This is a genomic window from Lentzea sp. NPDC055074, from assembly GCF_053608005.1.
In genome coordinates this window covers 163,491-187,955 of sequence record NZ_JBSGUQ010000011.1, presented here as the reverse complement: position 1 = coordinate 187,955, position 24,465 = coordinate 163,491, and the positions used below count along the sequence as shown (strand labels likewise).

26 protein-coding genes are annotated in these 24,465 nt (G+C 69.8%); 13 read left to right on the top strand and 13 right to left on the bottom strand.

All coding sequences use genetic code 11. The features are described 5' to 3' along the window. Window positions 1-31: 31 nt before the first annotated feature. Complete coding sequence (locus ACWF7A_RS25125; protein ID WP_452252930.1) at window positions 32-1,198, bottom strand: beta-1,3-glucanase family protein; 1,167 nt, start codon at window positions 1,196-1,198, stop codon at window positions 32-34. 84 nt (window positions 1,199-1,282) lie between these two features. On the opposite strand from ACWF7A_RS25125, the gene ACWF7A_RS25120 reads away from it, so the two are divergent. Further along, window positions 1,283-2,254 (top strand): alcohol dehydrogenase catalytic domain-containing protein, encoded by a 972-nt coding sequence (locus ACWF7A_RS25120; protein WP_452252929.1) that lies wholly within the window; start codon window positions 1,283-1,285, stop codon window positions 2,252-2,254. Here the strand turns inward: ACWF7A_RS25120 and ACWF7A_RS25115 are convergent. Both ACWF7A_RS25115 and ACWF7A_RS25110 read right to left on the bottom strand, forming a co-directional pair. Beyond that, window positions 2,172-3,470 (bottom strand): YbfB/YjiJ family MFS transporter, encoded by a 1,299-nt coding sequence (locus ACWF7A_RS25115; RefSeq protein WP_452252928.1) that lies wholly within the window; start codon window positions 3,468-3,470, stop codon window positions 2,172-2,174. The genes ACWF7A_RS25120 and ACWF7A_RS25115 overlap by 83 nt on opposite strands. Next, window positions 3,467-3,757 (bottom strand): muconolactone Delta-isomerase family protein, encoded by a 291-nt coding sequence (locus ACWF7A_RS25110; RefSeq protein ID WP_452252927.1) that lies wholly within the window; start codon window positions 3,755-3,757, stop codon window positions 3,467-3,469. The genes ACWF7A_RS25115 and ACWF7A_RS25110 overlap by 4 nt, the downstream gene beginning before the upstream one ends. A 76-nt stretch (window positions 3,758-3,833) precedes the next feature. Here ACWF7A_RS25110 and ACWF7A_RS25105 point away from each other — a divergent pair, with 76 nt between their 5' ends. From ACWF7A_RS25105 to ACWF7A_RS25095, 3 genes are all read left to right on the top strand, one after another. Beyond that, window positions 3,834-4,760: a LysR family transcriptional regulator gene (locus ACWF7A_RS25105; protein ID WP_452252926.1), complete on the top strand. Its 927-nt coding sequence runs from the start codon at window positions 3,834-3,836 to the stop codon at window positions 4,758-4,760. A 107-nt stretch (window positions 4,761-4,867) separates the two neighbouring features. Beyond that, on the top strand, window positions 4,868-5,569 hold the full coding sequence (locus tag ACWF7A_RS25100; RefSeq protein WP_452252925.1) for an SDR family NAD(P)-dependent oxidoreductase: 702 nt from the start codon (window positions 4,868-4,870) through the stop codon (window positions 5,567-5,569). Window positions 5,570-5,588: 19 nt separating this feature from the next. After that, a complete protein-coding gene (locus tag ACWF7A_RS25095) occupies window positions 5,589-5,906 on the top strand; it encodes an SgcJ/EcaC family oxidoreductase (protein ID WP_452252924.1) in 318 nt (105 codons plus the stop codon). Here ACWF7A_RS25095 and ACWF7A_RS25090 read toward each other — a convergent pair. The 4 genes from ACWF7A_RS25090 to ACWF7A_RS25075 are packed head-to-tail and all read right to left on the bottom strand — an operon-like array spanning window position 5,903 to window position 9,857. Continuing rightward, complete coding sequence (locus ACWF7A_RS25090; protein ID WP_452252923.1) at window positions 5,903-8,236, bottom strand: glycoside hydrolase family 65 protein; 2,334 nt, start codon at window positions 8,234-8,236, stop codon at window positions 5,903-5,905. The genes ACWF7A_RS25095 and ACWF7A_RS25090 overlap by 4 nt on opposite strands. Continuing rightward, window positions 8,233-8,910 carry an HAD family hydrolase gene (locus tag ACWF7A_RS25085; RefSeq protein ID WP_452252922.1) on the bottom strand — a complete coding sequence of 226 codons (678 nt, stop codon included), beginning with the start codon at window positions 8,908-8,910 and terminating at the stop codon, window positions 8,233-8,235. The genes ACWF7A_RS25090 and ACWF7A_RS25085 overlap by 4 nt, the downstream gene beginning before the upstream one ends. Window positions 8,911-8,917: 7 nt before the next feature. Continuing rightward, window positions 8,918-9,130, bottom strand: a complete 213-nt coding sequence (locus ACWF7A_RS25080; RefSeq protein WP_452252921.1) for a hypothetical protein — start codon at window positions 9,128-9,130, stop codon at window positions 8,918-8,920. 25 nt (window positions 9,131-9,155) lie between these two features. Further along, window positions 9,156-9,857, bottom strand: a complete 702-nt coding sequence (locus tag ACWF7A_RS25075; protein ID WP_452252920.1) for a VIT1/CCC1 transporter family protein — start codon at window positions 9,855-9,857, stop codon at window positions 9,156-9,158. A 176-nt stretch (window positions 9,858-10,033) separates the two neighbouring features. Here ACWF7A_RS25075 and ACWF7A_RS25070 point away from each other — a divergent pair, with 176 nt between their 5' ends. Beyond that, a complete protein-coding gene (locus ACWF7A_RS25070) occupies window positions 10,034-10,678 on the top strand; it encodes a hypothetical protein (RefSeq protein WP_452252919.1) in 645 nt (214 codons plus the stop codon). Between the two features lie 544 nt (window positions 10,679-11,222). Beyond that, entirely contained in the window at window positions 11,223-11,525 is a 303-nt protein-coding gene (locus ACWF7A_RS25065) for an iron-sulfur cluster biosynthesis protein (protein WP_452252918.1), read from the top strand. A gap of 106 nt (window positions 11,526-11,631) precedes the next feature. Here the strand turns inward: ACWF7A_RS25065 and ACWF7A_RS25060 are convergent, their stop codons facing one another. From ACWF7A_RS25060 to ACWF7A_RS25045, 4 genes are all read right to left on the bottom strand, one after another. Further along, a complete protein-coding gene (locus tag ACWF7A_RS25060; RefSeq protein WP_452252917.1) occupies window positions 11,632-12,195 on the bottom strand; it encodes a LysM peptidoglycan-binding domain-containing protein in 564 nt (187 codons plus the stop codon). A 164-nt stretch (window positions 12,196-12,359) separates the two neighbouring features. Then, window positions 12,360-13,346, bottom strand: a complete 987-nt coding sequence (locus ACWF7A_RS25055) for a C40 family peptidase (protein WP_452252916.1) — start codon at window positions 13,344-13,346, stop codon at window positions 12,360-12,362. 221 nt (window positions 13,347-13,567) lie between these two features. Continuing rightward, a complete protein-coding gene (locus ACWF7A_RS25050; protein ID WP_452252915.1) occupies window positions 13,568-14,473 on the bottom strand; it encodes a C40 family peptidase in 906 nt (301 codons plus the stop codon). Between the two features lie 129 nt (window positions 14,474-14,602). Further along, a complete protein-coding gene (locus tag ACWF7A_RS25045) occupies window positions 14,603-14,755 on the bottom strand; it encodes a hypothetical protein (protein WP_452252914.1) in 153 nt (50 codons plus the stop codon). 435 nt (window positions 14,756-15,190) lie between these two features. Here ACWF7A_RS25045 and ACWF7A_RS25040 point away from each other — a divergent pair, with 435 nt between their 5' ends. The 5 genes from ACWF7A_RS25040 to ACWF7A_RS25020 are packed head-to-tail and all read left to right on the top strand — an operon-like array spanning window position 15,191 to window position 19,759. Next, window positions 15,191-16,183 (top strand): ABC transporter substrate-binding protein, encoded by a 993-nt coding sequence (locus ACWF7A_RS25040; RefSeq protein ID WP_452252913.1) that lies wholly within the window; start codon window positions 15,191-15,193, stop codon window positions 16,181-16,183. A gap of 4 nt (window positions 16,184-16,187) precedes the next feature. Then, the gene (locus tag ACWF7A_RS25035; protein WP_452252912.1) at window positions 16,188-17,387 is read left to right on the top strand and encodes an MFS transporter; all 1,200 of its coding nucleotides are present in this window, start codon (window positions 16,188-16,190) and stop codon (window positions 17,385-17,387) included. A 51-nt stretch (window positions 17,388-17,438) separates the two neighbouring features. Beyond that, entirely contained in the window at window positions 17,439-18,404 is a 966-nt protein-coding gene (locus ACWF7A_RS25030; protein ID WP_452252911.1) for a hypothetical protein, read from the top strand. An 18-nt stretch (window positions 18,405-18,422) separates the two neighbouring features. Continuing rightward, window positions 18,423-19,355 carry a prolyl aminopeptidase gene (gene pip / locus ACWF7A_RS25025; protein WP_452252910.1) on the top strand — a complete coding sequence of 311 codons (933 nt, stop codon included), beginning with the start codon at window positions 18,423-18,425 and terminating at the stop codon, window positions 19,353-19,355. Continuing rightward, window positions 19,352-19,759, top strand: a complete 408-nt coding sequence (locus ACWF7A_RS25020; RefSeq protein WP_452252909.1) for a DnaJ family domain-containing protein — start codon at window positions 19,352-19,354, stop codon at window positions 19,757-19,759. The genes pip and ACWF7A_RS25020 overlap by 4 nt, the downstream gene beginning before the upstream one ends. Here the strand turns inward: ACWF7A_RS25020 and ACWF7A_RS25015 are convergent, their stop codons facing one another. Further along, window positions 19,760-20,275: a lytic polysaccharide monooxygenase auxiliary activity family 9 protein gene (locus tag ACWF7A_RS25015; RefSeq protein WP_452252908.1), complete on the bottom strand. Its 516-nt coding sequence runs from the start codon at window positions 20,273-20,275 to the stop codon at window positions 19,760-19,762. Between the two features lie 425 nt (window positions 20,276-20,700). On the opposite strand from ACWF7A_RS25015, the gene ACWF7A_RS25010 reads away from it, so the two are divergent. Both ACWF7A_RS25010 and ACWF7A_RS25005 read left to right on the top strand, forming a co-directional pair. Continuing rightward, on the top strand, window positions 20,701-22,710 hold the full coding sequence (locus ACWF7A_RS25010) for an ATP-binding protein (protein ID WP_452252907.1): 2,010 nt from the start codon (window positions 20,701-20,703) through the stop codon (window positions 22,708-22,710). Next, window positions 22,707-23,828: a helix-turn-helix transcriptional regulator gene (locus ACWF7A_RS25005; protein WP_452252906.1), complete on the top strand. Its 1,122-nt coding sequence runs from the start codon at window positions 22,707-22,709 to the stop codon at window positions 23,826-23,828. Before ACWF7A_RS25010 ends, ACWF7A_RS25005 begins: the two co-directional genes overlap by 4 nt. On the opposite strand, the gene ACWF7A_RS25000 is transcribed toward ACWF7A_RS25005, so the two are convergent. After that, window positions 23,815-24,462 carry a DedA family protein gene (locus tag ACWF7A_RS25000; RefSeq protein ID WP_452252905.1) on the bottom strand — a complete coding sequence of 216 codons (648 nt, stop codon included), beginning with the start codon at window positions 24,460-24,462 and terminating at the stop codon, window positions 23,815-23,817. The two genes, ACWF7A_RS25005 and ACWF7A_RS25000, sit on opposite strands and share 14 nt — an antisense overlap. Window positions 24,463-24,465 lie beyond the last annotated feature (3 nt).

Genomic DNA, 24,465 nt, shown 5'->3' with positions numbered 1-24,465 from the left:
GAAAGTCGATCAAAAGCAAGATTGTTTCGGTTTAAAATCCGGTTAGCGTGATCTTTGCCGAACGCGGGTTCGGTTCGTGGACAAGTGACTCGAACCCACCGACGTCGTCGAAGGCGAACCCGTAGGCCCGTCCGTCGGTCATGTTCGCGTGCACGATCTTCGAGAAGTGGTTCGTGGTCGCGCGGGTGTAGAACTGGCTCGCGTTGTACGTCGGCTGGGTGTGCAGGAAGCCGAGCGTCGACCGGTTGAGCGCCGCGCAGAGCGACCGCGAGATCGCGCCGAGCTCGTTGTTCGGCGCCGCGAGCCTGCCGTCGCAGTTCAGCACGTCCCGGGTGGACGGCTGCTGGAACTCCGCGACCTGCTGGCCCGAGGTGTTCGTGAACCGCATGACCCCACCGCTGACGCGGCCGGTGAACTTGCGGTTCGGCTCGTTCTGGAACGGGACCACCGTCAGCGGCGTGCTCTGGTACGTCGACCAGACGCTGCTGACGTAGCTCTGGAAGTAGGAGCTGGAGAACAGGCCCGCGTCGAGGCCCTTGCTCGGGTTGAGCACCCGCAGCCGGGTGCCGTCGGAACGGCTGTACGCGAGCCTCGCCCAGTCACCGCCCATCTGCTGGTGCTGGTCGAAGATCCGGTTGCGCCCGTTCGCGACCAGCTGGCCCGCCTTCTTCGTGGCACCGCCCTGCGACGTCGCCTCGACCGCGTGCGGGACCGCGAACATGTCCACCTGGGAGCTGTTGAGCCACAGACCGCCGCCGTCGTAGCTGAACTCGCTCCAGTCGAACAGGATGTCGCGGTTCGGGTCGCCGCCCGCCCACGGCGCCGGCTGCACCAGGCCGTTCGGGACCAGGCTGAACTTCAGCTTGTCCCGGAAGGCCATGTAGATCCGGCCGCCCGCGAAGTTGAGGGGGATGTTGACCGTCTTGCTGCCGCCGTTGCCGGGGCCGGGGATCGAGAAGTCCGGTGCGGGCACGGGAGGGATCGCCCCGCCCGACCACGGCGTGAACTGGCCGTTGCCGTTCAGGTAGCCGAGCCGGCCGTTCATGATCCCGGTGATGTAGAGGTGGACCGCGTCGCCGCGGCCCGAGTTGTTCGTGACGGTGAGCGGGAGCTGGCTCGGGGGAGCCGCTTGCACAGGTGCGGACATCGTTGTCAGCCCTACCAGGGCCGATGTCGCGAGCAGCAGGAGCTTGCGCATCGACTATCTCCTCACTGAGACAGGGTGTCGTGAGAGCGCTCCCATGGTCGGCGTGATCGTGTTGATGTGTCAAGAATGGTCTTCATGCGCGCACTGACTGTTGATCTCGCCCGAGCCGGGTCGCTCGCGTTGGTGGACCTGCCCGACCCGGTGCCCGGACCAGGTGATCTCCTGGTCGAGGGAATGGCGATCGGCATCTGCGGGACGGACCGCGAGATCGTGCGCGGCGAGTTCGGCGTCGGGGGCACCCTCGTGATCGGCCACGAGTCGCTCGGCCGCGTCGTGAGCGGCCCGGGGTTCGCGCCGGGCGCGCTGGTCGCCGGGGTGGTCCGCAGACCCGACCCGGTGCCGTGCGTGGCGTGCGCTCGGGGCGAGTTCGACAACTGCCGCAACGGGCAGTACACCGAGCGAGGCATCACCGGGCTCGACGGCTACGGCTCGACCTTGTGGACCGTGCCCGCCGAGTACGCCGTGGAGGTCGGCTCCTCGGCGGGAGTGTTGGTCGAGCCCGCCTCGGTGGTCGTGAAGGCCTGGGAACGCCTCGATCGGATGGCGCTGTACCCGTTCGAGAGCGTGCTGGTGACCGGCGCCGGACCGATCGGGCTGCTGGCGGCGTTGATCGGCGTGCAGCGCGGCCTCGACGTGCACGTGTTCGACCTGGCGTCGTCCGGCCCGAAACCCGGCCTGGTCGAGTCCCTGGGCGCCACCTACCACCGGACGCTGCCCGACTGCCCGGTCGTCATCGAGGCGACCGGGGCACCGTCCCTGGTGGCACGGCTGCTCGGGCGCGACCTGGTGTGCCTGACGGGCGTGCCGTCCGCCGAGGTGCTGCCGGCCGACGTCGGGCAGATCAACCGCGATCTGGTGCTGCGCAACGGGATCGTGTTCGGGACGGTCAACTCGAACCCGCGCCACTACCGCGAGGCGGCCGCCGTGCTGGACCGGGCGGACGACGCGTGGCTGTCCGCGATGATCACTCGGCGGGTGCCGCTCGACGACTTCGCCTCCGCGTTCGAGCACCGGCCCGACGACGTGAAGGTGGTGCTAGAGCTGTGATCGCGGCCAGCGCGACGATTCCCGCGGCCAGCAGCAGCGCGCGGTCGTAGCCGTCGTGCAGCAGCGGGGTGGCCACGAGCGGGCCGATGATCTGGCCTGCCGAGTAGCCCGCCGTGAGGATGGCGGCCGAGTTGGGGAAGCCCGCGCCCTGGCGGAGTGCGGTCGCCGCGATGCCGATGAACGTGCCGCCGAACAGGACGGTGGCGATCAACGCGGAGCCGTCGACGAGGGCTGGGAGGGCGATGCCGATCGCCTGGATCGCCAGGGCCGCCGGGAGGGCGTGGCGGCGCGGCTTGACCAGGACGGGGGAGAGGGCGGCGGAGACGCCTACGAGGATCCACGCGCCGCCGCCCAGCGGGCCGCTGATGGCGGCCACGAGGAACGTCGCGGCGATGATGTAGCCGACGCCTTCGAGGGTGTAGGCGGTGAAGAGGACGGCGAACGCGCGCCGGGAGGGTGGCCGCGGCGCACCTTCGTTCGCCCCTGGCTCAGCGGGGGAGCGCGAGCCGTGCGGATCCTGGATCGATCCCGACTCACCGGCCCCCAGGGGGCTTCGGGCCCCCACTCCAATCCTCTCAGGCAGGTCTGACACTTCCGTTGGGTCCGTCCGCCCCGACAGTTCCGGTGGGTTCGCCTGTCCTGACGGTTCCGGTGGGTCTGCCGGGGCGGGCTGGTCTGACAGTTCCGCCGGGACTGGCTGGTCTGGCGGGTTCGACAGGTCTGACCCTTCCGGAGGATCCGGCGCCAGCCCCCACGCCCCCGCCGCCAGCACCGCCGCCGCACCCGCCGCGGCCCACCAGGCGGCCTGCCACTGCCCCCACCCCAGCGCCAGCAGCCCGGACAGCGCGATCCCCACCCCGATGCCGCTCATGCCCCACCCGGGCCGCGCGTTCACCGCCGCCACGAACACCAGCGCGCTCGCCACCCCGGCCACCAGCCGCAGCACGAACCACGCCACCATCCCGTGCGCCATCGGCATCCCGGCGAGCGTCGCCACGAGCAGCACGAGCGCGACACGGTTCGTGAGCTGCGACGGCGCTCGCACGACCGTGGCGAGCGCGCCGATGAAGTAGCCCAGGTAGTTGGCGGTGGCCAGCCCAGCGGCCGAGGTCGCCGACAGGCCCGCCTGCGCGGTCATCAGCGGCAGGATCGGCGTGTAGACGAACCGTCCGATGCCCATGGCCGCCGCCAGCGCCGCCGCGGCCCGGACGGTCACAGCCGGCCGGGGTCGTTCGGGTGGGGCTGCACGGCGGTGACGTCGAACTTCATCCACGGGCTGAGGGGGAGCGTGCTGAGCACATGGGCGTGGAGGTCGGCCTCGTCGTCCGCGCGCCACAGGCCGATGCTGCGCATCTCGCCGATGGGGCGCCACAGGCGGACCAGGTTGCCGGAGGTGGTGAGTTCTTTGGCTCGCACGGCTTCGGCGGCTCGGCGCGAGTCCACTTCGGACTGGGGTGTGCCGTCCGGGACCGTGGTGGTGATCTCGACGATGAACTCTCTCATGGGCCCATCGTGCGACCGGGGGCGCGATGGGCGCCACGACCGGCTTTCTCCTGCGTGAGAGCCTGAGCCTCCTAGGATGCGAGGCGTGGAACTGCGTCAACTCCGGTACTTCCTCGCGGTCGCCGAGGAGTTGCACTTCGGGCGGGCGGCGGCGAGGCTGCTGATCGCGGGACCGTCGTTGTCGCAGCAGATCAAAGCGCTCGAACGGGACCTCGGGGTGCCGTTGTTCGCGCGCGACCGGCGCACGGTGGCGCTCACGTCCGCTGGCGCGGCGCTGGTTCCTGAGGTGCGGGCGTTGCTCGAACGGGCCGATGAACTGCAACGGCACGCACGGCAGTTGTCCGGGTCACGGCCGGTGCGGATCGGGTACGTCAACTGGTTGCCGCCAGACCTCACCGCGCGCACGGCCGGTGTCGCGCAGCTTTACGTCGACGCGTGGGTCGTGCCGTCGCACCAGCAGGCCGCGCGCGTGGCGGACGGCAGCCTCGACCTCGCCGTGTGCTGGATTCGCAGGACTGAGGCCGCGCAGCTCGGGCTGAAGGCGCACCTGCTCGGCGCCGACCGGCTCTACGCGGTGGCCGTGGGCACGGACACGAGTCCGGTGAAGGCCAAGGACATCGCGGTGCTGGTGGACGACGACGTGACGTCGTGGCAGTCCTGGAACGACTACGCCGAGGAGTTCGCGCGGGACACGGGCTGCCGCGTCCGGCGCATCCACAACGGCGCGATCACCGGGCCGGCGTTCTTCGACCACGTGCGGGTGTGCACGACGCCGGTCCTGAACTCGCCGAAGGGGCAGACCACGCCGTTGCCGCCAGACCTCGTCGCACGGCCCGTCGTCGACCCCGAGGTGCTGTGGACGTGGTCGCTCGTACGGCGCGAGGACGAGGAACGGGAGGACGTCGTCGCCGCCGCCGAGGCCATCGTGCGGAGCGTGGGCGACCTCGGTCTGGACCGCGCGTGGCTGCCCGCGGACGACCCCTACCGGGCACTGGGAGGCTGAGCCTCCCACGAGGGAGGAAAGGGGTCGCAATTCCGCGAAATTCGCAGCGGGAGTGCGCCGTTGTGGCTGTCAGAACAGCTACTCCTCCTTCGAAAGCGAGCAGGAAAATGACCAGCAAGGTGGCAATCGTCACGGGTGCGTCCCAGGGAATCGGCGCGGCGCTCGTTCCCGCTTATCGCAAGCTCGGCTATTCGGTTGTCGCGGTGTCGCGTTCCATCGGCGCCTCGGACGACCCCGAGGTGCTCGCGGTTCGCGCCGACCTCTCGAAGCCCGGTGAGGGCGCTCGGGTCGTCGAGGAGACGCTGGCGCGGTTCGGCCGGGTCGACGCGCTCGTGAACAACGCGGGCATCTTCGTCGCCAAGCCGTTCACCGAGTACACCGACGAGGACTTCGCCGACGTCACCGGCACCAACCTCGTCGGGTTCTTCGACATCACGCGCGGCGCCGTCAAGGCGATGGAGGCCGAGGGCGGCCACGTCGTCAACGTGTCCACCAGCCTCGTCGACCACGCGCAGTCGGCGGTGCCGTCCGCCCTCGCGTCGCTGACCAAGGGCGGTCTGAACGCCGTCACGAAGTCGCTGGCGGTCGAGTACGCGGCGCGGAACATCCGCTTCAACACGGTCGCGCTCGGCATCATCAAGACGCCGATGCACGCCCCGGAGACCCACGAGGCGCTCGCCGGGCTGCACCCCGTCGGCCGCATCGGCGAGATCTCCGAGGTGGTCGACGCGATCACGTTCCTCGAGCAGGCCGGCTTCGTGACGGGCGAGATCCTGCACGTCGACGGCGGCCAGAGCGCGGGGCACTGACATGGTCCTCGAAGACGTCGTGGACCGGTGGAAGGCCGCTGTCGACGCGCACGAACCCGAGCGCGTGGCGGCCGTGTTCACCGAGGACGCCCTTTTCCAGGGGCTCAAGCCGTACGGGGTGGGAAGGGCGGCCGTGGCCGCCTATTACGAATCCCAGCCGCTCGGGATGAAAGCCGAGTACAAGGTGCTGGAAACGCGGCGGCTGGCCGACGATCTCGTCCTCGGCTATTTGAACGTCGATTTCTCGTTCACCGACCGGCCGACGATCACCGTCAACCTGAGCGTGCTCGTGAAGGGAGACCTGATCGCGCACTACCAGGTCTCCCGACTCGGTTAACGCCTGCGAGGCTCCCGGCCATAGGGCGACTTCGGTCGCTCGAGGTCGGGAGCCTTCGGGATCGCCACGGTCACCGGAGCGTCCGCGGTGATCGTGATCGGCTCCCCGTGGTGCCGCGTGGACAGCTCTGTGCCGTCCACGATCCGATAGGTGGCCTCGCCCTCACACACGTCCACGGCGATCCTCGTGCCCTGGAACGACATGCGGAACGAGAACCGCGTCAGCTGCTCCGGCAGCCGCGGTGCGAACGTGAGCTCGCCACCGTGGTCGCGCATCCCGCCGAAGCCCGCCACCAACGCCGTCCACGCGCCCGCCAGCGACGCCATGTGCAGGCCGTTCGTCACGTTGTCGTGCAGGTCGTGCAGATCGGTGAACGCCGCCTCGACGAGGTAGTCGTAGGCCAGCCCGAGGTGTCCGACCTCGGCCGCCAGCACCGCCTGCGTGCCCGCCGACAACGACGAGTCGCGCACCGTCCGCGCCTCGTAGTAGGCGAAGTTGCGCGCCTTCTCCTCGTCGGTGAACGCGTCTCCGCGCACGTGCATCGCGAGCACCAGGTCCGCCTGCTTGATGACCTGCTTGCGGTAGAGGTCGAAGTACGGGAAGTGCAGCAGCAGCGGGTACTTCTCCTCCGGGGTGTTCTCGAAGTCCCACTCCGCGTGCTTGGTGAAGTTGTCCGCCTGCGGATGCACCTGCAGCATCTCGTCGTACGGGATCGACATCGCGTCCGCGGCCCTGCGCCACTTCGCGATCTCCTCCTCCGTGACGTCACAAGGGTTCCGCTCGGCGGCGTCGGCGGCGGCCCACAGGTTCTGCTGGGCGATCAGGTTGGTGTAGACGTTGTTGTCGACGATCGCCGAGTACTCGTCCGGGCCCGTCACGCCGTCGATGCGGAACCCGTCGTGCGGGTCGTGGTGGCCCAGCGACACCCACAACCGTGCGGTCTCCACGAGGATCTCGGTGGCCTCGTCGCGGTCGAAGTCCTCGTCGCCCGTGGCGTTGAGGTACTGCTGCACCGCGTACGAGACGTCGCCGGACACGTGGAACGCGGCCGTGCCCGCCGGCCAGTACGCGCTGCACTCGGCGCCGTTGATCGAACGCCACGGGAACGCGGCTCCCTCGAGCCCCAGCACCTTCGCGCGCTCGCGGGCCTTGTCCAAAGTGGAGTGGCGCCAGCGCAGGGCGTCGCGGGCGGCGTCGGGCAGCGTGTAGGTGAGCACCGGGAGCACGAACATCTCGGTGTCCCAGAACGCGTGCCCGTCGTAGCCTGGCCCGGTGAGACCCTTGCCGGGGATCGCGCGCGTCTCGCCCCTGGCCCCGGCCTGCAGGATGTGGAACAACGCGAACCGGATCGCCTGCTGCAGCTCGTCGTCACCGTCGATCTCGATGTCGGCGACCTCCCAGAAGTCCTCCAGGAACGCCTTCTGCTCCGCCAGGAGCCCGTCCCAGCCGGTCTGGCAGGCACCCGCCAGCGCGGCCTCGACCTGCGCGCGCAACGCCGGGGTCGAGCGCTGCCCCGACCAGCCGTAGGCGAGGTACTTGGTGAGCCTCAGGCAGCCGCCCGCGGGCACGTCGACGGCCGCGGTGAAGCGGGCCAGGTCGTCCTCGGCGCGGATCTCCGTGCGCGGCTCGTCGTGCAGCTCGTTGTCCGAGGGGGTGACCGAGACCTCGTGGTCCATCGCGGCGGCCATGCGCAGCCCGGACACCTTGGTGCGGTGGCACAGCACGGCCCGCGTCTTCTCGGCCATCGTGAAGTCGTTGACCAGCGGCGAGTCCAGCGCGGCGGCGACGCGGGGGTCGTTGCTGCGGCTCTTGGTCGGCTCGTTCGCGAGCAGGTCCGACTGCACGACCAGCTGCAGGTCGTCCTCCGGCTCGACCTCGTAGCGGATCGCGGCGACCGCGCGCTGAGAGAACGACACGAGCCGTTCGCTGCGCACGGTCACACGCCGGCCCGTCGGTGACTCCCAGACCGTGCGGCGGCGCAGCGTCCCGGTGCGGAAGTCGAGCGTGCGCTCGTGCTCGATCGCCTCGCCATACCGCATGTCCAGCGGCTCGTCCTCGACCAGCAACCGGATGATCTTGCCGTCGGTGACGTTGACGACGGTCTGCCCCGCCTCGGGATAGCCGTAGCCGCCCTCCCCGTACGGCAGCTCGTGCTCCTCGTAGAAGCCGTTGAGGTACGTGCCGGGCAGGCCGCGCGGCTCGCCCTCGTCGAGCGTGCCGCGCAGCCCGATGTGGCCGTTGGACAGCGCGAACGTCGACTCGGTCTGGTGCAGGTGGTCCACGGACAGGCCCTGCCAGCGCAGCTGCCACGGTTCGACGGCGTAGCTCATGACAGCAGCTCGTCGAGCTCTTCGACGACCACGTCGGCGCCGTTGGACGCGAGCGCGTCCCGCTGGTGGCCGCGGTCGACGCCGACGACGAACCCGAAGCCGCCGTCGTGACCCGCCTTCACGCCCGCGAGCGCGTCCTCGAAGACAGCGGCGTTATCCGGTGCCGTCTTGAGCCTTCTCGCGCCCTCGACGAACGAGTCCGGCGCGGGTTTGCCCTTCAGGTTCGACGCGATGATGACGTTGCCGTCCACCAGGGCGTCGACGTAGTCCAGCAGGTTGCCCGCCCGCAGCACGCGCATGGCGTTGGCCGACGACGTGACGACGCCGATCGGCATGCCGGCGGCCTTCGCGGCCTTCAGGTAGTCGACCGAGGCCGGGTACGGCGTGATGCCCTGCTCGTCGATGATGGTGTTGACCAGGTCGTTCTTCTGGTCGCCGATGCGGCGGACCTCGTCCTCGGACGGCGTGAGGCCGCGTGAGGTGAGGAAGCTGCGGACGCCGTCGTAGCGCGGTTTGCCGTCCACGTACGCGAGGTAGTCCTGCTCGCTGAACGGCTGGCCCATGGCTTCGAACGTCTGCCGCCACGCCTGGCGGTGCAACACGGCGGTGCTGGTGAGCACGCCGTCGAGGTCGAAGAGCAACGCCGTGATCTTCTCCGGGATGCCGAGGCTCATATGACGATCATGCACCCGTCTCGCCGACATCGCTGCGCTCTTCTTTGAGCCGTTCATCGAGCGGTCGCGGGTGAGCCTGCTCGTACTCCGTCATCCCGTACTTGGTGGACTCCGCCCAGCCCTCTTCCGGCTCGGTCTCCAGCGGATCGTGCTGGAGGTTGTCCTCGTCGAGGCCCTCGACGCCGTCTTCCTGGATGTAGGCACCGCGTTCTTCACTCATGGTTGTCGCAATACCCAGTCCGGCCCTATCCGATGCCTTGACCCACCAGCGAGCCGATCGCGTACGTGACGCCCATCGCGACCAGCCCGCCCGCGACGTTGCGCACGACCGCCCGGCGCTTGCCCGCGCCGCTGAGCCTCGCGCTGACGAAACCGGTCAGGGCGAGGGTGAGGACGGCGGCGAGGACCGTGACCGGCACGCGCAGGCTCGTGGGCGTGAACGCGATCGCGGCGAGGGGGAGGAGCGCGCCGACCGTGAACGAGATGAAGCTCGCGATGGCGGCGCCCCACGGGTTCGTCAGCTCGTCCGGGTCGATGTGCAGCTCGGCCTCGGCGTGCGCGCCCAACGCGTCGTGCTCGGTGAGCTGCTTCGCGACCTCCTCGGCCGTCTGCTCGTCGAGGCCTTTGTTCTCGTAGATCTCCTTGAGCTCTTCCAGCTCCTCCTCGGGCATCTCCTTCAGCTCGCGGCGCTCCTGGGCGAGAAGGGCTCGTTCGGCGTCGCGCTGGCTGCTGACGGACACGTACTCGCCGCTCGCCATGGACATCGCCCCCGCGAAGAGCCCCGCGAGGCCCGCCACGAGGATCTGGGCGCGGTCCGTGGTGGCACCGGCGACGCCCACGACGAGGCTGGCGGTCGACACGATGCCGTCGTTCGCCCCCAGCACGCCAGCGCGAAGCCAGTTCATCCGATCGCCGCTGACGTCGTCGTGGGGCTCGTGGTGCGTCATTTCCGCAGGTTAACGGTCGTGTGGATGCTCTGCACGCGTCTTGTGGGTGACGAGCTGCGCTCTGCTGAACGGGTGAGTTCTGCCTGGTCAGCGGCTGGAGGTTCATTTTTTGTCAGACCCCCGTGGCAGCATGTCGAACAGGTGTTCGTGTGCGTGCTAGAGGAGGTCAGTTTCCGATGCAGATCGAACCCAACCGCTGGCCAGGCCGCGTGGTGCCGTCCACCAACTCGGACGTGGACGTCGCCGTCGAGTCCCTGTGCGTGCGCGCGTCCTGGGCCGACGCCGACCGCCGCTGGGTGCGGCGCCTGCTCGAGCCGTGGTTCAGGGCGGGCTGGAGCGTCGACGCCCTGCTCGTGGCCATCGACAAGAAGCCGGACGGCACCCGCCAGGGCCGCCCCCGTTCCCGCGCGCAGGTGGCGCACGAGTTCTTGCGGGCCCGCCTGCGCACCTGGACCGCGGACGGCGCCGCCCTGGCCAAGCCGCCGCTGCCCGGCGTGACGCTGGGCGAGTGGTACCGCGTGAACCGCCGCAACGCCGCGCTGAACGCTCCGCGCCGCGGCGCCGGCCTGACCTCGGAGGGGCGGCAGGCTCGGGCGGAGACCCGTGCCCTCGCCCACCGGCGCGATCCGGTGGAGCGCAGCCGGGAGAAGGGGCGTCGGCGGCAGGAGGTGCTGGACAGTCTGCTCGTGCCCGGGCAGGAGGTGCCTTCGTTCGCCGACTCGTGGAAGTTGGTGGCGGAGCTGATCCCGGTGCCCCGGGTTTGCTCGGCTTGCGGGCATGTTCGGAACGAGGTGTCCAGGCCGGCGCACCGCGTGGCCTAGGGGCTGGCGTCTGGGGGAGGCGGCGTGGCCGGAGGGCGGCGTGGCCGGAGGGCGGCGTGGCCAGAGGGCGGCGTGGCCGGGGGAGGCGGCGTGGCCGGGGGAGGCGGCGCGGGAGAAGCGGCGTCGGGGAGAGACAGCGGGCCGCAGTAGGTGTTGCTGCTCGTCGCCGTTGAGATGAGGCAGCCGCTGAGGAGTGGGGCCGCTGAGGTGTGGAGCCGAGGGCGTCAAGCCGCTGGGGCGCGGCAGCCGCTGAGCCCACGCAGCCCTTGAGTTGCGGCAGTCGCTGGGGCGTGGCAGTCGTTGCGGTCCGGCAGTCGCTGGGGCGTGGCAGTCGTTGCGGTGCGGCAGCCGCTGGGCCACGCAGCCCCTGAGGTGCGGCAGCCCTTGAGGTGCGGCAGCCGCAGGGGCGGGGCAGCCGTCCCGGCGCGGCAGCCTCGAGGTGCGCGTCCAGGCCTTCTACCTGCGTCTTCCGCGAACGGTGGTTGAAACCCGCCCACCCCGGGAACACGGAACGAGTTTCTTGTTTCCGATGTAAGGGGCCGACATGCTCGAAGTGACGCCGATGGCTGCCGAGGTCATCAACGAGCTGACCTCTCAGTCAGAGGGCACCACCGACGACACCGGCCTGCGTTTCGCCCTGGCCACCGAGCAGAACAGCCAGGCCGCGCTGGAGCTGTCGCTCAGCGAGGCCGTCGACGGCGACGAGGTGGTGGCTGCCCCGGCGGGCGCCAAGGTCATCATGGAGCCGGCTGCCGCTCAGTACCTGGAGGACAAGGTCCTCGACGTGCGCCAGGACGACGAGGGCAACCCCGCCTTCGCGATCGCGCGCCAGGACCAGCCCGGCTGAGGCGGAGAGATTCTTGGTCGGGTGGAATCAATGGCGATCCCCACCCGACATGCGAAACGGGCCGGGCTCACGAGGAGTCCGGCCCGTTTCGTGTGAAGACCCGTGATCAGGGGATGGTCAGCACCTGGCCGGGCTGGATGAGGTCCGGGTTCGCGATGCCGTTGGCGTTCGCGATCTCCATGTAGCGGTTGCCGTCGCCGTAGAAGCGCTCGGCGATCGCCCAGAGCGAGTCGCCGCCCTCGACGGTGTAGGTCTGCACGGCCGGTGCGGCGGGGGCGGCCGGGGCCTCCTCGACGACCGGGGCCGGTGCGGCTGCCTCGGGGGTGGCCTGCGGCGAGTCCGTGTTGGTGTTGGACGCCCAGCGGGCGCCGCCGTCGCTGCCGAAGACGACCAGGTTCCTGTCGTCCTGCAGGACCAGGCGCGAGCCCTCGTTGCCCTGCGTGCCGGTGGACCACACGGCGTTGTCGTCGCTCGTGTACAGCACGAAGTTGCCGTCGTCCTGCAGCGTGGCGCGCACCGCGCCCTTGCCGTCGGTGCCGCTGGCCCACACCGTGCCGGTGTTCTCCGACAGGACGAGGTTGCCGTCGGACTGCAGGGTCAGCATGTACCCGTTGGCGCTGGTGAGCTGCTGGCCGCGGGTCAGTTCCTGCCCGGCTTGCAAGGTGTCCACAAAAAGCTCCACTTCGGACGATGACGACCGCCCGAACCGGCGGCGCCCGAAGCGCAAACTAGCCAAGGCGCCACCCGCTCGCCCGTCCAAGAGCGCACGTGCACCCGAGGGAGTGAAAAACGCCCCCCGCCCGGAGGCAGGAGGCGTTCAGCACGAGAAGGAGATCAGCCCTCGATGCGGCGGATCACGGAGATCGGACCGATCGAGTCGATGTCGGCGATCTTCACCGGCACGCCCTCGGTCGACGCGTGCACGGCACGGATGCCGTCCACCGCCATCGCCACGTGGGACTGGCTGGAGTAGTAGACCAGGATGTCGCCGGCCTTCACCTCGCTGCGGCTGACCGACCGACCGGCGGCGGCCTGCGCGTAGCTGGTGCGTCCGATGGAGACGCCCGCCGAGGCGTACGCCTTCTGGATCAGCGACGAGCAGTCCCACGTGTCCGGGCCGTTCGAGCCGTAGACGTAGGGCTTGCCGCGCTGGTTGAGCGCGAACTGCAGGGCCTGGCCCGCGGCGCCCGCCGGAACCGAGATGTTCGACATGTCGCCGGACGCGGCCAGCTGGTTCTTCACCGTGGTGCTCAGCGACCGGTACTGGGTCTGCGCCTCGGCGAGCTGCTTGTCGAGATCGGCCTTCTTCTGGTCCATCTCGGCGAGGAGCTTCTTCGACGCCTCGGTCGCCTCGGTGGCCGACTTCGTCGCCGCGTCGGCCGCGTTGACGGCGTCGGTCAGCTTCTGGAGCGCGTCCGCGTTGTCGGCCGCGAGGATGTTGATCGCCGACATGCGGTTGAGGAAGTCCTGCTGCGAGTCGCTCACGAGCAGCGCGGAGATCTGGCTGAAGTTCGCGCCGGAGTTGGTGGCCTCGGTGAGGAGGTCGACCTGACCGCGGAGAGCCTCTTCCGCCTTCTGGGCGTTGGCCAGGTCACCCTTGGCCTTGTCCAGCTCACCCTGCTTGGCCTTCAGGTCGTCCTGGGCCTTGAGGTGGTCCTGGTTGAGCTTGGAAGCCTGCTCGGACAGCTCGTTGTACTTCTTGAGCGCGTCCGAGGCGTTGGGCTGTGCGGTGGCCAGCGCCGTGGGGAGTGCTGCCGCGACAACTGCTGCCGTCGCTACGAGAGCTCCACGCACGATGCGGCGTGAGGGTTGCGACACCACGTCGCGGTTCCTCCTTTTTCCTGGCAGCCGCCCCGCGAGAACTACTCCGCGTGAGGCGACAACCTTGGCGTGTGCCCCGAGTGGGTTAACTGCTGGGCCGAAGGTCTCGGACAGGTTACGGAATGACCTTGCCCTCGTCTACCACCGGGTCCCATCAGTTCACCGGCCAGCACGCTCTCACAGTCGTCCACGTGGGTTTGTCGCGGGGTGGGAGAGATGCGTCACCCGACGACCCGGCGAATCACCGAAATGGGTCCGATCGAGTCGATGTTCGCGACCTTCACCGGTACGCCCTCGGTCGACGCGTGCACGGCGCGCGTGCCGTCGATGGCCATGGCCACGTGCGACTGACCGGAGTAGTAGATGATCAGGTCGCCCGCCGTGACCTCCCCTCGTCCCACGCCGCGGCCGACCTTCGCCTGGTCGTAGGTGACGCGCGGAATGCTCACGCCGGCGGCCCGGTAGGAGGCCTGCATCAGCGACGAGCAGTCCCACGAGTTCGGTCCGTTCGACCCGAACACGTAGGGCTTGCCCTGCTGGCTCATCGCGAAGTTGAGGGCCGTGCCGGCCGCGCCCGCCGGTGCGTTCACGGTGACTGTGGGGCCGGGGGCCGCCAGCGTCTGCTTCTGCGGCGCGGACAGCGACTGGTACTTCGTCCGCGCGGTCGACACCTGCTGGTCCATGGCGACCTTGCGGGTGGAGACGTCGGTGGCGAGCTTCTCCGCGGCGGCCGCGGCGTTGGTCGCGTCGGTGCGGGCCTTCGTGGCCGCCGTGAGCGTGGCGTTCATCCGCGACACGGCCTCGTTCTGGTCGGCGGCGATGATGTTCATCGCCTGCATCCGCTCCAGGAAGTCCTGTTGCGACGACGACGTGAGCATCGCCGACAGGTTGGTGAACCGGGCGCCCTCGAACGACGCCTCCGTCAGCACGTCGACCTGACCGCGGAACTGCTCCGAGTCGGCCAGCGCCTTCTTCTCCGCCTCCGTGGCGGCGACCACGATCCCGTTCGCCCTGCTCAGGTCGCCCTGCGCCTTGAGGTGGTCCTGGCTGAGCTTCTCGGCCTCCCGCGTGAGGTCGTTGTAGACCTTCAGCGCGTCGTCGGCGGGCTGCGCATGCGCCGAAGGCATCGACACCACCGTCGCGGCGATCACAGCGGCAAGAGCGGTCGTCCTAGCTGCACGTCGGCCGGGCACGCGGCCTCCTCAGGAGTCGGAATCGGCTTCTGAGGAGGCGTACGGCCGAACGGGTGCAGAGGTTCAGTCGAGCTCGGTGAGCGGTCCCTCGACGACGACCAGGGGACCGTCGACCTCGACGTCCACCAGTTCGTCGGCGAGCACGGGCGAGGCTGTGACGAGGGCGATTCCCGCCGCCGTGGCCAGAGTGGTCGCGATGCGTGAAGAAATAGACACGAAGAGCAACATAGTGATCTAAAACAGGCAAACCGGGCTGAGTAACCCGATCGGGCTGCCCGGTGTGCCTCGATCGAGGCACGGCACGCGGCGATCAGGCGGGCGCTGCCCCCGCACCCGCAGCGGGGACAGCGCATCGCGACGGCGCCGGCGAGCCCGTCGACCACGACGCCCAGCGGGGAGTCGCAGCCGCGGCACCAGCGGTGCCGCGTGACCGGGTCGACGTGCACGGGCGACGACATGCACTGGTGGATCCCCATCGCCGCGCGACCGGACTCCTGGTCCGTGCACGTGGCAGGTGAGGCCGGGGTCTCCTCCAGTCGGATGTGGACGGTCGGTCGCCGGCTGGTTCCGCAGGGTGACCCGGGTACCGCGAATTACTGATCCGCGACGTCTCTTGATAGGTTAGGCATGCCTAAATCAGGAGGTGGACAGGTGCGCAGGACAGTCGCCGCGGTTCTGCTGCTCGGCCTAGTGGCCGGGTGCGGTGGAAACGCTCCCACGGAACAGGGAAGTGGCCAGTGGTCCTTCAAGGACGATCGCGGTAAGGAGGTCACCGCACCGAAGCGCCCCGAGCGCGTCGTCGCGCAGGTGTCCGCCGCGGGCGCCCTCAAGGACTACGGCATCAACGTCGTCGGCACGTTCGGCCCGCTCAAGCGCGCGGACGGCACGACCGACCCCGAGGCCGGCAGCATCGACCCGAGCAAGGTCACCGACGTCACCGGACCGGGCTACGGCGAGATCGACTTCGAGAAGTTCGCCGCGCTGAACGCCGACCTGGTCGTCGCCGGCTACTACCCCGAGGTCTCCGGGCTCTGGCACCTCACCGCCGAGTTCGAGGAGAAGGTCGCCAAGATCGCCCCGACGGTCGGCATCGGCCAGTCGAAGATCCAGCTGCCGGACGGCGTCAAGCGCTTCAAGGAGCTCGCGAAGTCCCTCGGCGCCGACGTCGACTCCGCGAAGGTGAAGGCCGACGAGGAGGCGTTCACCAAGGCCGCCGACCGGCTCAAGGCCATCGGCAAGAAGATGACGGACGCGAAGCAGAAGATCCAGGTGATCGGCGCGGACCCGAAGCTCTTCTACGTCGCCGTGCCCGCCCGCAACCCCGACCTCGACTGGTACGTCAAGGAGCTGGGCCTGCCGCTGCTCACGCCGGAGAAGCCCGACACCGAGGGCGGCGGCTACTTCCAGTCGCTGTCGTGGGAGAACTCCGGCACGTACAAAGAGCACGTGATCATGTGGGACACCCGCCAGCACGTGCTGAACCCGGAGCAGATGAAGGAGGGCCACCCGGTCTTCCAGGGTCTGCCCGCGGTGCAGGCCGGCCGGTTCGTCGAGTGGAACGCGGTCGCGCCGCTGAGCTACTCCTCGTACGCGGGGATCATGAACAAATTGGCTGACCAGCTGGACCAGGTGTTGGCAAAGTAGCCCTGTGCTGACGCTTTTGAAGGAGAACGGCCCGTTGCGCGTGCTCAGCACCGCACGGGTCGTTTCTGTTGTGGGGGACGCGCTCAGCCTCGTCACGTTGATGGTGCACGTGCAGTCCGTGCTGGGGAAGGCCATCGCGGTGGCGGCGCTGCTGCTCGTGGGGGACTTCGCGCCGTCGTTGCTGAGCCCGCTGACGGGGGTGATCAGCGACAGGTTCGACCGGCGCACCGTGATGATCGTCTGCGAGGTGGCGCAGGGCGTGCTGCTGGCGGTCATCGCGTTCACGCTGCCGCCGTTGCCGGTCCTGCTCGCGCTGGTCGGCGTGCGGGCCGTGATCGGGCAGGTCTTCATCCCGGCGTCACGGGCGGCGGTGCCGAGCCTGGTCGCCGAGAAGGACCTCGCGCAGGCGAACACCGCGCTGGGCCTGGGGTCGAACAGCGCCGACGTCATCGGGCCCTTCCTCGCCGCCTTGCTGCTGCAGTTCCTCGACACCCGCGGGGTGCTGCTCGTGGACGCGGTGTCGTTCGGTCTGTCCGCGTTGTTGTTGCTGCGCCTGCCGAAGCTCGTCGTGCCCTCGGAGCCGGGGGAGACCGTGTTCGCCGACGTGCAGGCCGGGGTGAGCGAGATCTGGCGGAACCGGGCGCTGCGGATCGTCTTCCTCGGTTTCTGCGGTGTCGTCGCGTGCACCGCCATCGACGACGTCGCGGTGCTGCAGCTGACGATGGGCGTGTTCGGCGAGTCGGAGAGCGTGGCCGGTCTCGTGCTCGGCGCGGTCGGCGTCGGCCTGCTGCTCGGCTACGCGTTGCTGGCCAGGGGATCGGCGCGGCTCAGCATGGTCACGTTGCTCGTCGTCGGGTTCCTGATCAGCAGCGCGGGCAACCTGTTCACCGGGCTGGCGTGGGGAGTCGCGTCGGCGTTCGCGCTGCAAGCCGTGCGGGGACTGGGGATCGCGGCGATGGACGTCGCGCACAGCACGCTGATCCAGCGGCTCGTGCCCGGTGATCGGACGGGCAGGGTGTTCGGCAACTTCTACGGCGGGATCGGTGTCGCGGCGGCGGTGTCCTACATCGTCGGCGGTCTGCTCATCGACGTGGCAGGCCCGCGGCTGATCCTGGTAGTCGCGGGCGGCGCCGGGGTTTTGGTGGCGTTGTGGGTGGTTGCCGCTTCACGGGCAAGAGGTGTTGAGTGGGAATCAGCCTCTTGAGGGGAGTGGGCGATGTGGGGGAAACGCAGTGCTGTGCTTGTGGTTTCGTTGTTGCTGACCGGATCGACCGCTTCGGTCGCGCACGCGGCCACCGGGGTCGTGCCCGCGTCGACGTCGTGGACGTCCGCTGACCGGGGGTTCGTGCTGGGGCTCGACACCCTGTGCCAGACCGCGAGGTGCCCGCAGCTCGTCCGCACGCTCGACGGCGGCGCCTCGTGGACGCGGGTGAGGACCCCGGCTCTGTCGGTGCCGGAGACCGACCGGTTGCGGGTGCTGTTCGCGAACGACGCCGCCGGGATGGTGACCGACGGCGAGCAGCTGTTCGTCACGAGCAACGGCGGCACGCGCTGGGAACCGTCCGGGATCAAGGGAACCGTGGGGGCGCTGGGGTTCGACGGCTCCGGGTTCCTCGCGGTGGTCTACGACGGCACGTCGTCGCGGCTCTTCCACCGCGAGCTGTGGACCGGCCCGTGGCAGCCGGTGCCGGGCGTCGAGGTCGAGGGCCGGTCGCGCGGGGAGATCGCCGCCGGCCAGGTCTCGCTGTCGACGATCGGCGTGGAGAGCCGCTACTGGACGCGGTCCCCGGCCGGGTGGACGGAGGAACCGGCGCCGTGCGACGAGCTCTCGGCGACCAGGCTGGGCACGGTCGGCAACGACCGCTATGCCTTGTGCGGCTTCGATCCCGGCTTCGGGAACATGACGAAGGAGCTGCGCAGGTCCGAGGGCGGGCCGTTCGAGACCGTCAGCGTGCCGCCGCGCGAGGGCATCACGACGGGCTTCGCGATCTCATCCGAGGCGGCGCTCGTGGCCGCGACCGGCCGCGACTGGTCGTTCGTGCACCGCGGTGCCGGCGTGAAGTGGGACACGCCGCTCACCCTCGGCGGGCCGCCGTTCGAGGACCTGGCGTTCTCGGACCCGCGCCACGCCACGACGGTGCGCGGTGGTCCGGGCCAGGAGTTCGCCGAGGTGCACCGGACCGACGACGCCGGACTGACCTGGAAGATCTTGTCGGTGTAGCTCGGTACGCTCGTTCCCATGGAGCCCTACGAACACGGCATGCTCGACGTCGGCGACGGCAACGAGGTCTACTGGGAGACCGTCGGCAACCCCGGCGGGAAGCCTGCCGTGTTCCTCCACGGTGGCCCCGGCGCGCCGTCCAAGGGCGCGCGGAGGTCGCTCGACGCGGAGAAGTTCCGCATCGTGATCTTCCACCAGCGCGGGTGTGGCCAGAGCACCCCGCACGCGAGCGACCCGGCCGCGGACATGGGCGTCAACACGACGGGCCACCTGATCGCGGACATGGAGAAGCTCCGCGAGCACCTCGGCGTCGAGAAGTGGTTGCTGTACGGCGGTTCCTGGGGCACGACCCTCGCGCTCGCCTACGCGCGACGGCATCCGGAGCGGGTGTCCGAGATGATCCTCATCGCGGTCACGGCGTCGTCGCGCCGCGAGCTGGACTGGTTGTACGGCGGTGTTTCCCGGTTCTTCCCGGAGGCTTGGGCCCGGTTCAGCGCGCACGCCGGAGGGGGTAGCCCCGAGGAGGCGTCCGCCGTCGTGAAGGCGTACGCCGCCCTGATGGAGAGCCCGGACCAGGCGGTGCGGGAGCAGGCGGCGCTCGAGTGGTGCCGCTGGGAGGACACGGTGCTGTCGCTGGAGAACTTCGGCCAGCCGGACGTGTTCGCGGGCCGGCCGTCCGCCGACGTGGTGGCGCTCGTGCGGATCGTCGCGCACTTCTACGCGAACGGCGGCTTCGTGGACGACCTGCTGGGCGGCGTCGGCAAGCTCGCCGGCATCCCCGCCGCACTGATCCACGGCAGGCGCGACATGAGCTGCCCCGCGGACACCGCGTACGCGCTGGCGCAGGCGTGGCCGGACGCCGAGCTGACCCTCGTGGACGACAGTGGCCACAAGGGCAGCCCCGCGTTCCGGGAGGCGATCGAGGCCGCGGTCAGGAGGTTCTCCCCGTGACGCAGCGGAAACCGCCCGGGACGGGCTTCGAGTCGTGGATCGACAGGCAGATCCGCGAGGCTCAGGAACGCGGTGAGTTCGACGACCTGCCCAGTGCCGGGAAACCGTTGCCCGACGCGGGAAAGGCGCTCGAGGAAGACTGGTGGATCAAGAAGAAGCTGCGGGAGGAAGAGGGCACGGCAGGGTTGCCCCCTTCCCTGGTGTTGCGCAAGCAGGCCGAGACCGCCAGGGCGCGCGCCCTGGCGGCCACGACCGACGCCGAGGCGCGCGCGATCATCGAGAAGATGAACGCGGAGATCCTCGACGCGCTGCGGAAACCGTTGTCCGGTCCGCCGGTGAACCTCATGCCGTTCGACGTCGACGAGCTGCTGCGTGAGAGGAAGGGGACCTCACGCGGCCGGTGATCAGCTCGCGTTGATGTCGATGCAGGAGTAGAACGCCATCGCCGTGTCGCCGATGTTCCACACGGCCAGGACCTTGTGGCGGCCGGCAGAGCCGACGTTGACCGTGTGCGACACGGTGGCCGGCGGCTGCTGGTTGTTGCCGCTGAAGGTCGCGACCTTGCGGCCGTCGACGAAGTAGTCGTAGTCACGGGTGCGGTGCCGGGCGGTGAAGGTCCAGTTGAACGTCACCGAACGGCCGGTGTTGGTGACCCGCCAGCCCTTGTTGTCGTTGCTCAACTCGGAGAACTGCGACAGGTTGGCGTGGCAGCTCTGCAGGCCCTTCGGACCCTCGACCGACTGCGGTTCGTACGTGATGTTGCCGCAGGTGACGGTGCGCGCGGCGCACTGCGCCTGACGGCTCGGCGGCGAGTTGATGTAGCCGTGTGCCATCGCCGTGCCGCTGGGGAGTGCCACGACGATCAACGGTGCAGCGAGAACGCCGGCCATGGCGGCCGTTACCTTGCGTCCGATCTTCATGTGACTTCCTTTGCCTTGATGTGTGCGTACTCCCTTGACATCGCGGCGGCGGTTGAAGGTCTAGACCATACCGCGCGTAATCGCGGAGCCACAAGACGTGTCCGACAGATCAGTCAGGTAACCGACCGGTTCCGGGCTTTGTGGAGCGGCGAAGTGCTGTCCGGACGTGGGTGAAGTCGTGGGGTTCTGTGGGATCTGGCGCTGAGGCCTGAGTGTCGGCGTCGGCTTGTGCGGGGTTTCCGGGCCGCGCGGACCGACCGGAACGAGGACCGGAATCTCGGCGGTTCGGCGACGGAGGGTGAGAACAGCGTCTCGGTTGGCGTCTGTCGTCACCGTTGTCCGTGCAGTTCAAACCCGTTTGTGAGCGTCGCTGCATTTCCCGGACGACGTGTGTCCGCACCGCCTCCGCTCCTAGAATCGCGCGCATGGGGTGGCCGGTGGACTCGCGAACTCGCCTGGTGGGGCGGGAACGGGAGCTGACCACCGTGCGACGGTTGTTGCGCGGTCATCGGCTGGTGACGCTCGTCGGGCCCGGTGGGGCGGGGAAGTCGCGGCTGGCGGCCGAACTGCGCCTCGGTGACGCCGTCGTCGAGCTGGAGCCCGTGCGCAGGCCCGACCTGCTGTGGCACGTGATCGCGTTCGCGCTGAACGTCTGGGAGGAACCGGGTTCACCGCTGCACGCCACCGTGAAGCGTGCGCTGGCGGAGCATCGCGTCCTGGTGCTGGACAACTGCGAGCACCTCGTCGACGAGGCCGCCTCGGCGGTCGCGGAGCTGCTGGCCGGATGTCCGCGCCTGCGCGTCCTGGTGACGAGCCGCGAACCCCTCGACCTGGCCGGCGAGATGTGCGTCGAGATCGGACCGTTGTCCCCGGCGGACGCGCGGCAGCTGTTCGTGGAACGCGGTGGCGCGCCGGAGCTCGCCTGCTCGGTGCGCGACCACCTGCCGCTGGCGATCGAACTGGCCGCGGCCCGCACGGACGTGCCCGCCCGCCACCGCACGCTCGACGCCGTCATCGGGTGGAGCTACGACCTGCTGCCGCCGGACGAGCAGGCCGCGTTGCGCGGACTTTCCGCGCTGACAGGCGACTTCGACCTGGACCTGGCCACCGCGGTGTGCGGTAGGGACGCCTTGCGACTGCTGTCTTCCCTGCGCGCCAAGTCCTTGGTGATGCGCACGCCGTCCGGCGGGTTCCGGATGCTCGAGTCGATCCGCACGTTCGGCCTGGCGCGGCTGGAGGAACACGGTGAGTCGGACGCGATCTTCGACCTGCTGGCCGACTCGCTGACCCGGACGATCCAGTCCATCGCGGCGGCCACGGTGGCCACGGGGGAGATGGAGAAGTGGCTGACGGGACGGGAACACCAGCTGCTGCAAGCCGTGGAACGGGTGCCGCGCACCGATCCGCGGCACTCGTGGCTCGTCGCGGGCGTCGTGCACGTCTGGTCGCTGCACGGTTCCTACAGCGAGGCCCTGCGCATGGCGTCCGCAACCCTGGCTCAAGGTCCGTTGACGTCGCACGCGGAGATGCTGCTGTTTCGCGCGGTCTGGCTCGCCGGCTTCACCGGGGACGAGGTGACCGCGCTGCGGTACGCCGAGGCACTGGTCGCCCACCCGGCGATGAGCCGTCCGGCGTGGGAGGCACGGGGGTGGAACACCCTGGGCTACGCGCGCGGGATCAACTCCGACCTCGCCGGCGCCCGCACCGCGAACGAACGATCACTGGCGGCGGCGCGGTCGCTGGGCGACCCGCTGCTGCTGATGACCTTCCTCAACAACCACGCCTGGCTCCTGATGCGCCTGGACGACCTGACGGGGGCGCTCGCGGCCGCCCTGGAGTCGCTCTCGTTCGGCGTCCTCGACGGTTTCCGCCTGATGGCCTCCCGGCACACCGCGGGCGTGATCGCACTGGCGGCGAACGACGTCGACCAGGCCGAGCACCACTTCACGACCGCCCTGCGCGTCGGCACCCCCACGGCCGTGTCCGAGGCCGGGCTGCTCGAGGGGTTCGGCGTGGTGGCGGCGCGCAGGGGCGACGCGGACCGTGCCGTGGTGCTGATGGCCGCGGCGGACGTCACCCGCCGGACGCGCGGCTCACGGCAGCAGGAACCGTGGAACCACATGGTCGCGGACGCACGCGAGCTGGCGCTGGCCTCCGCCGGGCCGCAGCGGGCGTCACGGGCCCGGTCGCTGGGGGAGCGGCTCGACCACGCCGGGCTGCTGGCGTACGTGAGCACGGCGCGGCGGGACGAACCGCTGACGGCACGGCAACGGCAGATCGCGGGCCTCGTCGCGGAAGGGCTGACGAACCCGGAGATCGCGGTGCGGCTGGGGATCTCGGTCGCGACCGTGCGGTCGCACGTCACGCAGATGCTCTCGCGGCTGGGAGTGAGCTCGCGGACCCAGCTGGCGGCCCGGACGGCGAGGGCGCGGTGACGCGGTGCGAGGAGTGCGCCGCCGAGCTGACCGCCACCGCGAAGTACTGCTCCGGCGCCTGCCGCCAGCGCGCCTACCGAAGGCGGGCCCGTGACGTCGTCCCGGTCTCACCACGCCTCGACACGTTCACCGGCCGCGCCACCGAACTGGCCGAGCTCACGAAACTGCTCGCGCGCAACAGGATCGTCACCGTCACGGGCCCTCCCGGCGTCGGCAAGTCGCGCCTCGTGCACGAGCTCGTCGCCACCCGGCGGCACGTGACGCTGATCGAGCTCACGGACGTCACCACGGTCCCGCAGCTACCAGACCCGAAGCCCGGCCTGCTGGTGCTGGACGGGTGCGAGCACGTCCTGGACGACTGCGCGACCCTCCTCGCCGCCCATCCCGCCCTCCGCGTCCTGGCCACGAGCCACGCGCCGCTGAACGTGCCGGGAGAGCAGGTGTACCGGCTGAAGCCCCTGGCCGCGCGGGACGCGAAGCGGTTGTTCACCGAACGGGCCACGGCACTCGACAGCGAGTTCGACGAGAACGCCGCGCTGCTCGACGTCGTGTGCGAGCGGCTGGACCGGTTGCCGCTCGCGCTCGAGCTGGCGGCACGGCTGGTGCGCGTGCTGACGCTGGACGAGATCGTGGCGCGCCTGGACGACCGGTTCGCCGTCCTCGCCGACGCACCGCGGGACGCTCCGGCGCACCACCGCTCACTGCACACCGCGTTCGACCGTGCCTACGAGCTGCTGGGCGACGAGGAGAAGGTGGCGCTGCACGAGTTCGCGTTGATGCCGGGGACCGTCGAACCGGCGATGGCCGAACGGCTGCAGGCCCGGTCGATGCTCGAAGCCGGCTTCGCGATGCTCGAGTCGGTCCGGCAGTTCGCGCTGCCCGGCGTCGCCGTCACGCCGCCGCGCCCGCAGGCCGAACCGGAGGAGACCGCGCTCTCGTGGCGCGACGAACGGCTGCTGCGCGTCGCCACGATGGTCGCGGAAGGGCTGACGAACAAGCAGATCGCGGACGGGCTGCACGTGTCGCTGCGGACTGTGGAGGCGGACGTGCGCGACCTCAAGTCGGTGCTGGGCGTGCGCTCGCGCGCCCAGATCGCCGCCTGGACTACGCGGCCGTGACCTCGCCCTCCTTCTCGGCGTCTTCTTTCTCGGCGGCCTTCGCGAGCTTCTTCTTCACGATGAACACACCGGCGACGCCGAACACCACGGCGAGCGCGAGACCCGCGTAGGAGAAGCCCTTCAACCACTTCTCGGCCACCACGCCGAGGTAGTAGACGGCCGCCGCGGTACCGCCCGCCCACACGATGCCGCCCAGCGCGTTCGCCACCAGGAACTTGCCGTAGTTCATGTGCATCGACCCGGCCAGCGGCCCGGCGAGAATGCGCAGCAATGCGACGAACCGGCCGAAGAACACGGCCCAAGCACCGCGTTTCTGGAACACGCGGCGGGCGTGGCCGAGCTGCGTTTCCCCGAAGTGCTTCGGGAATTTCCGGCCCATCCACGCGAACAACCGCGGTCCGCCGCGCCGCCCGATGAGGTAGCCGAAGTTGTCGCCGATGATGGCGCCCGCGCTCGCCCACACACCGATCCACAACGGGCTCAGCTCGTCGTGCTGCGACGCCAGCAGCGAGGCCGTGACCAGCACGATCTCGCCGGGCAGCGGGATGCCGAGCGACTCGAAGCCGATCACCAGGCCGACGATCAGGTACACGAGCAGAGGTGGGATGGCTTCGAGCCACTGTTCGATCGGCACCCC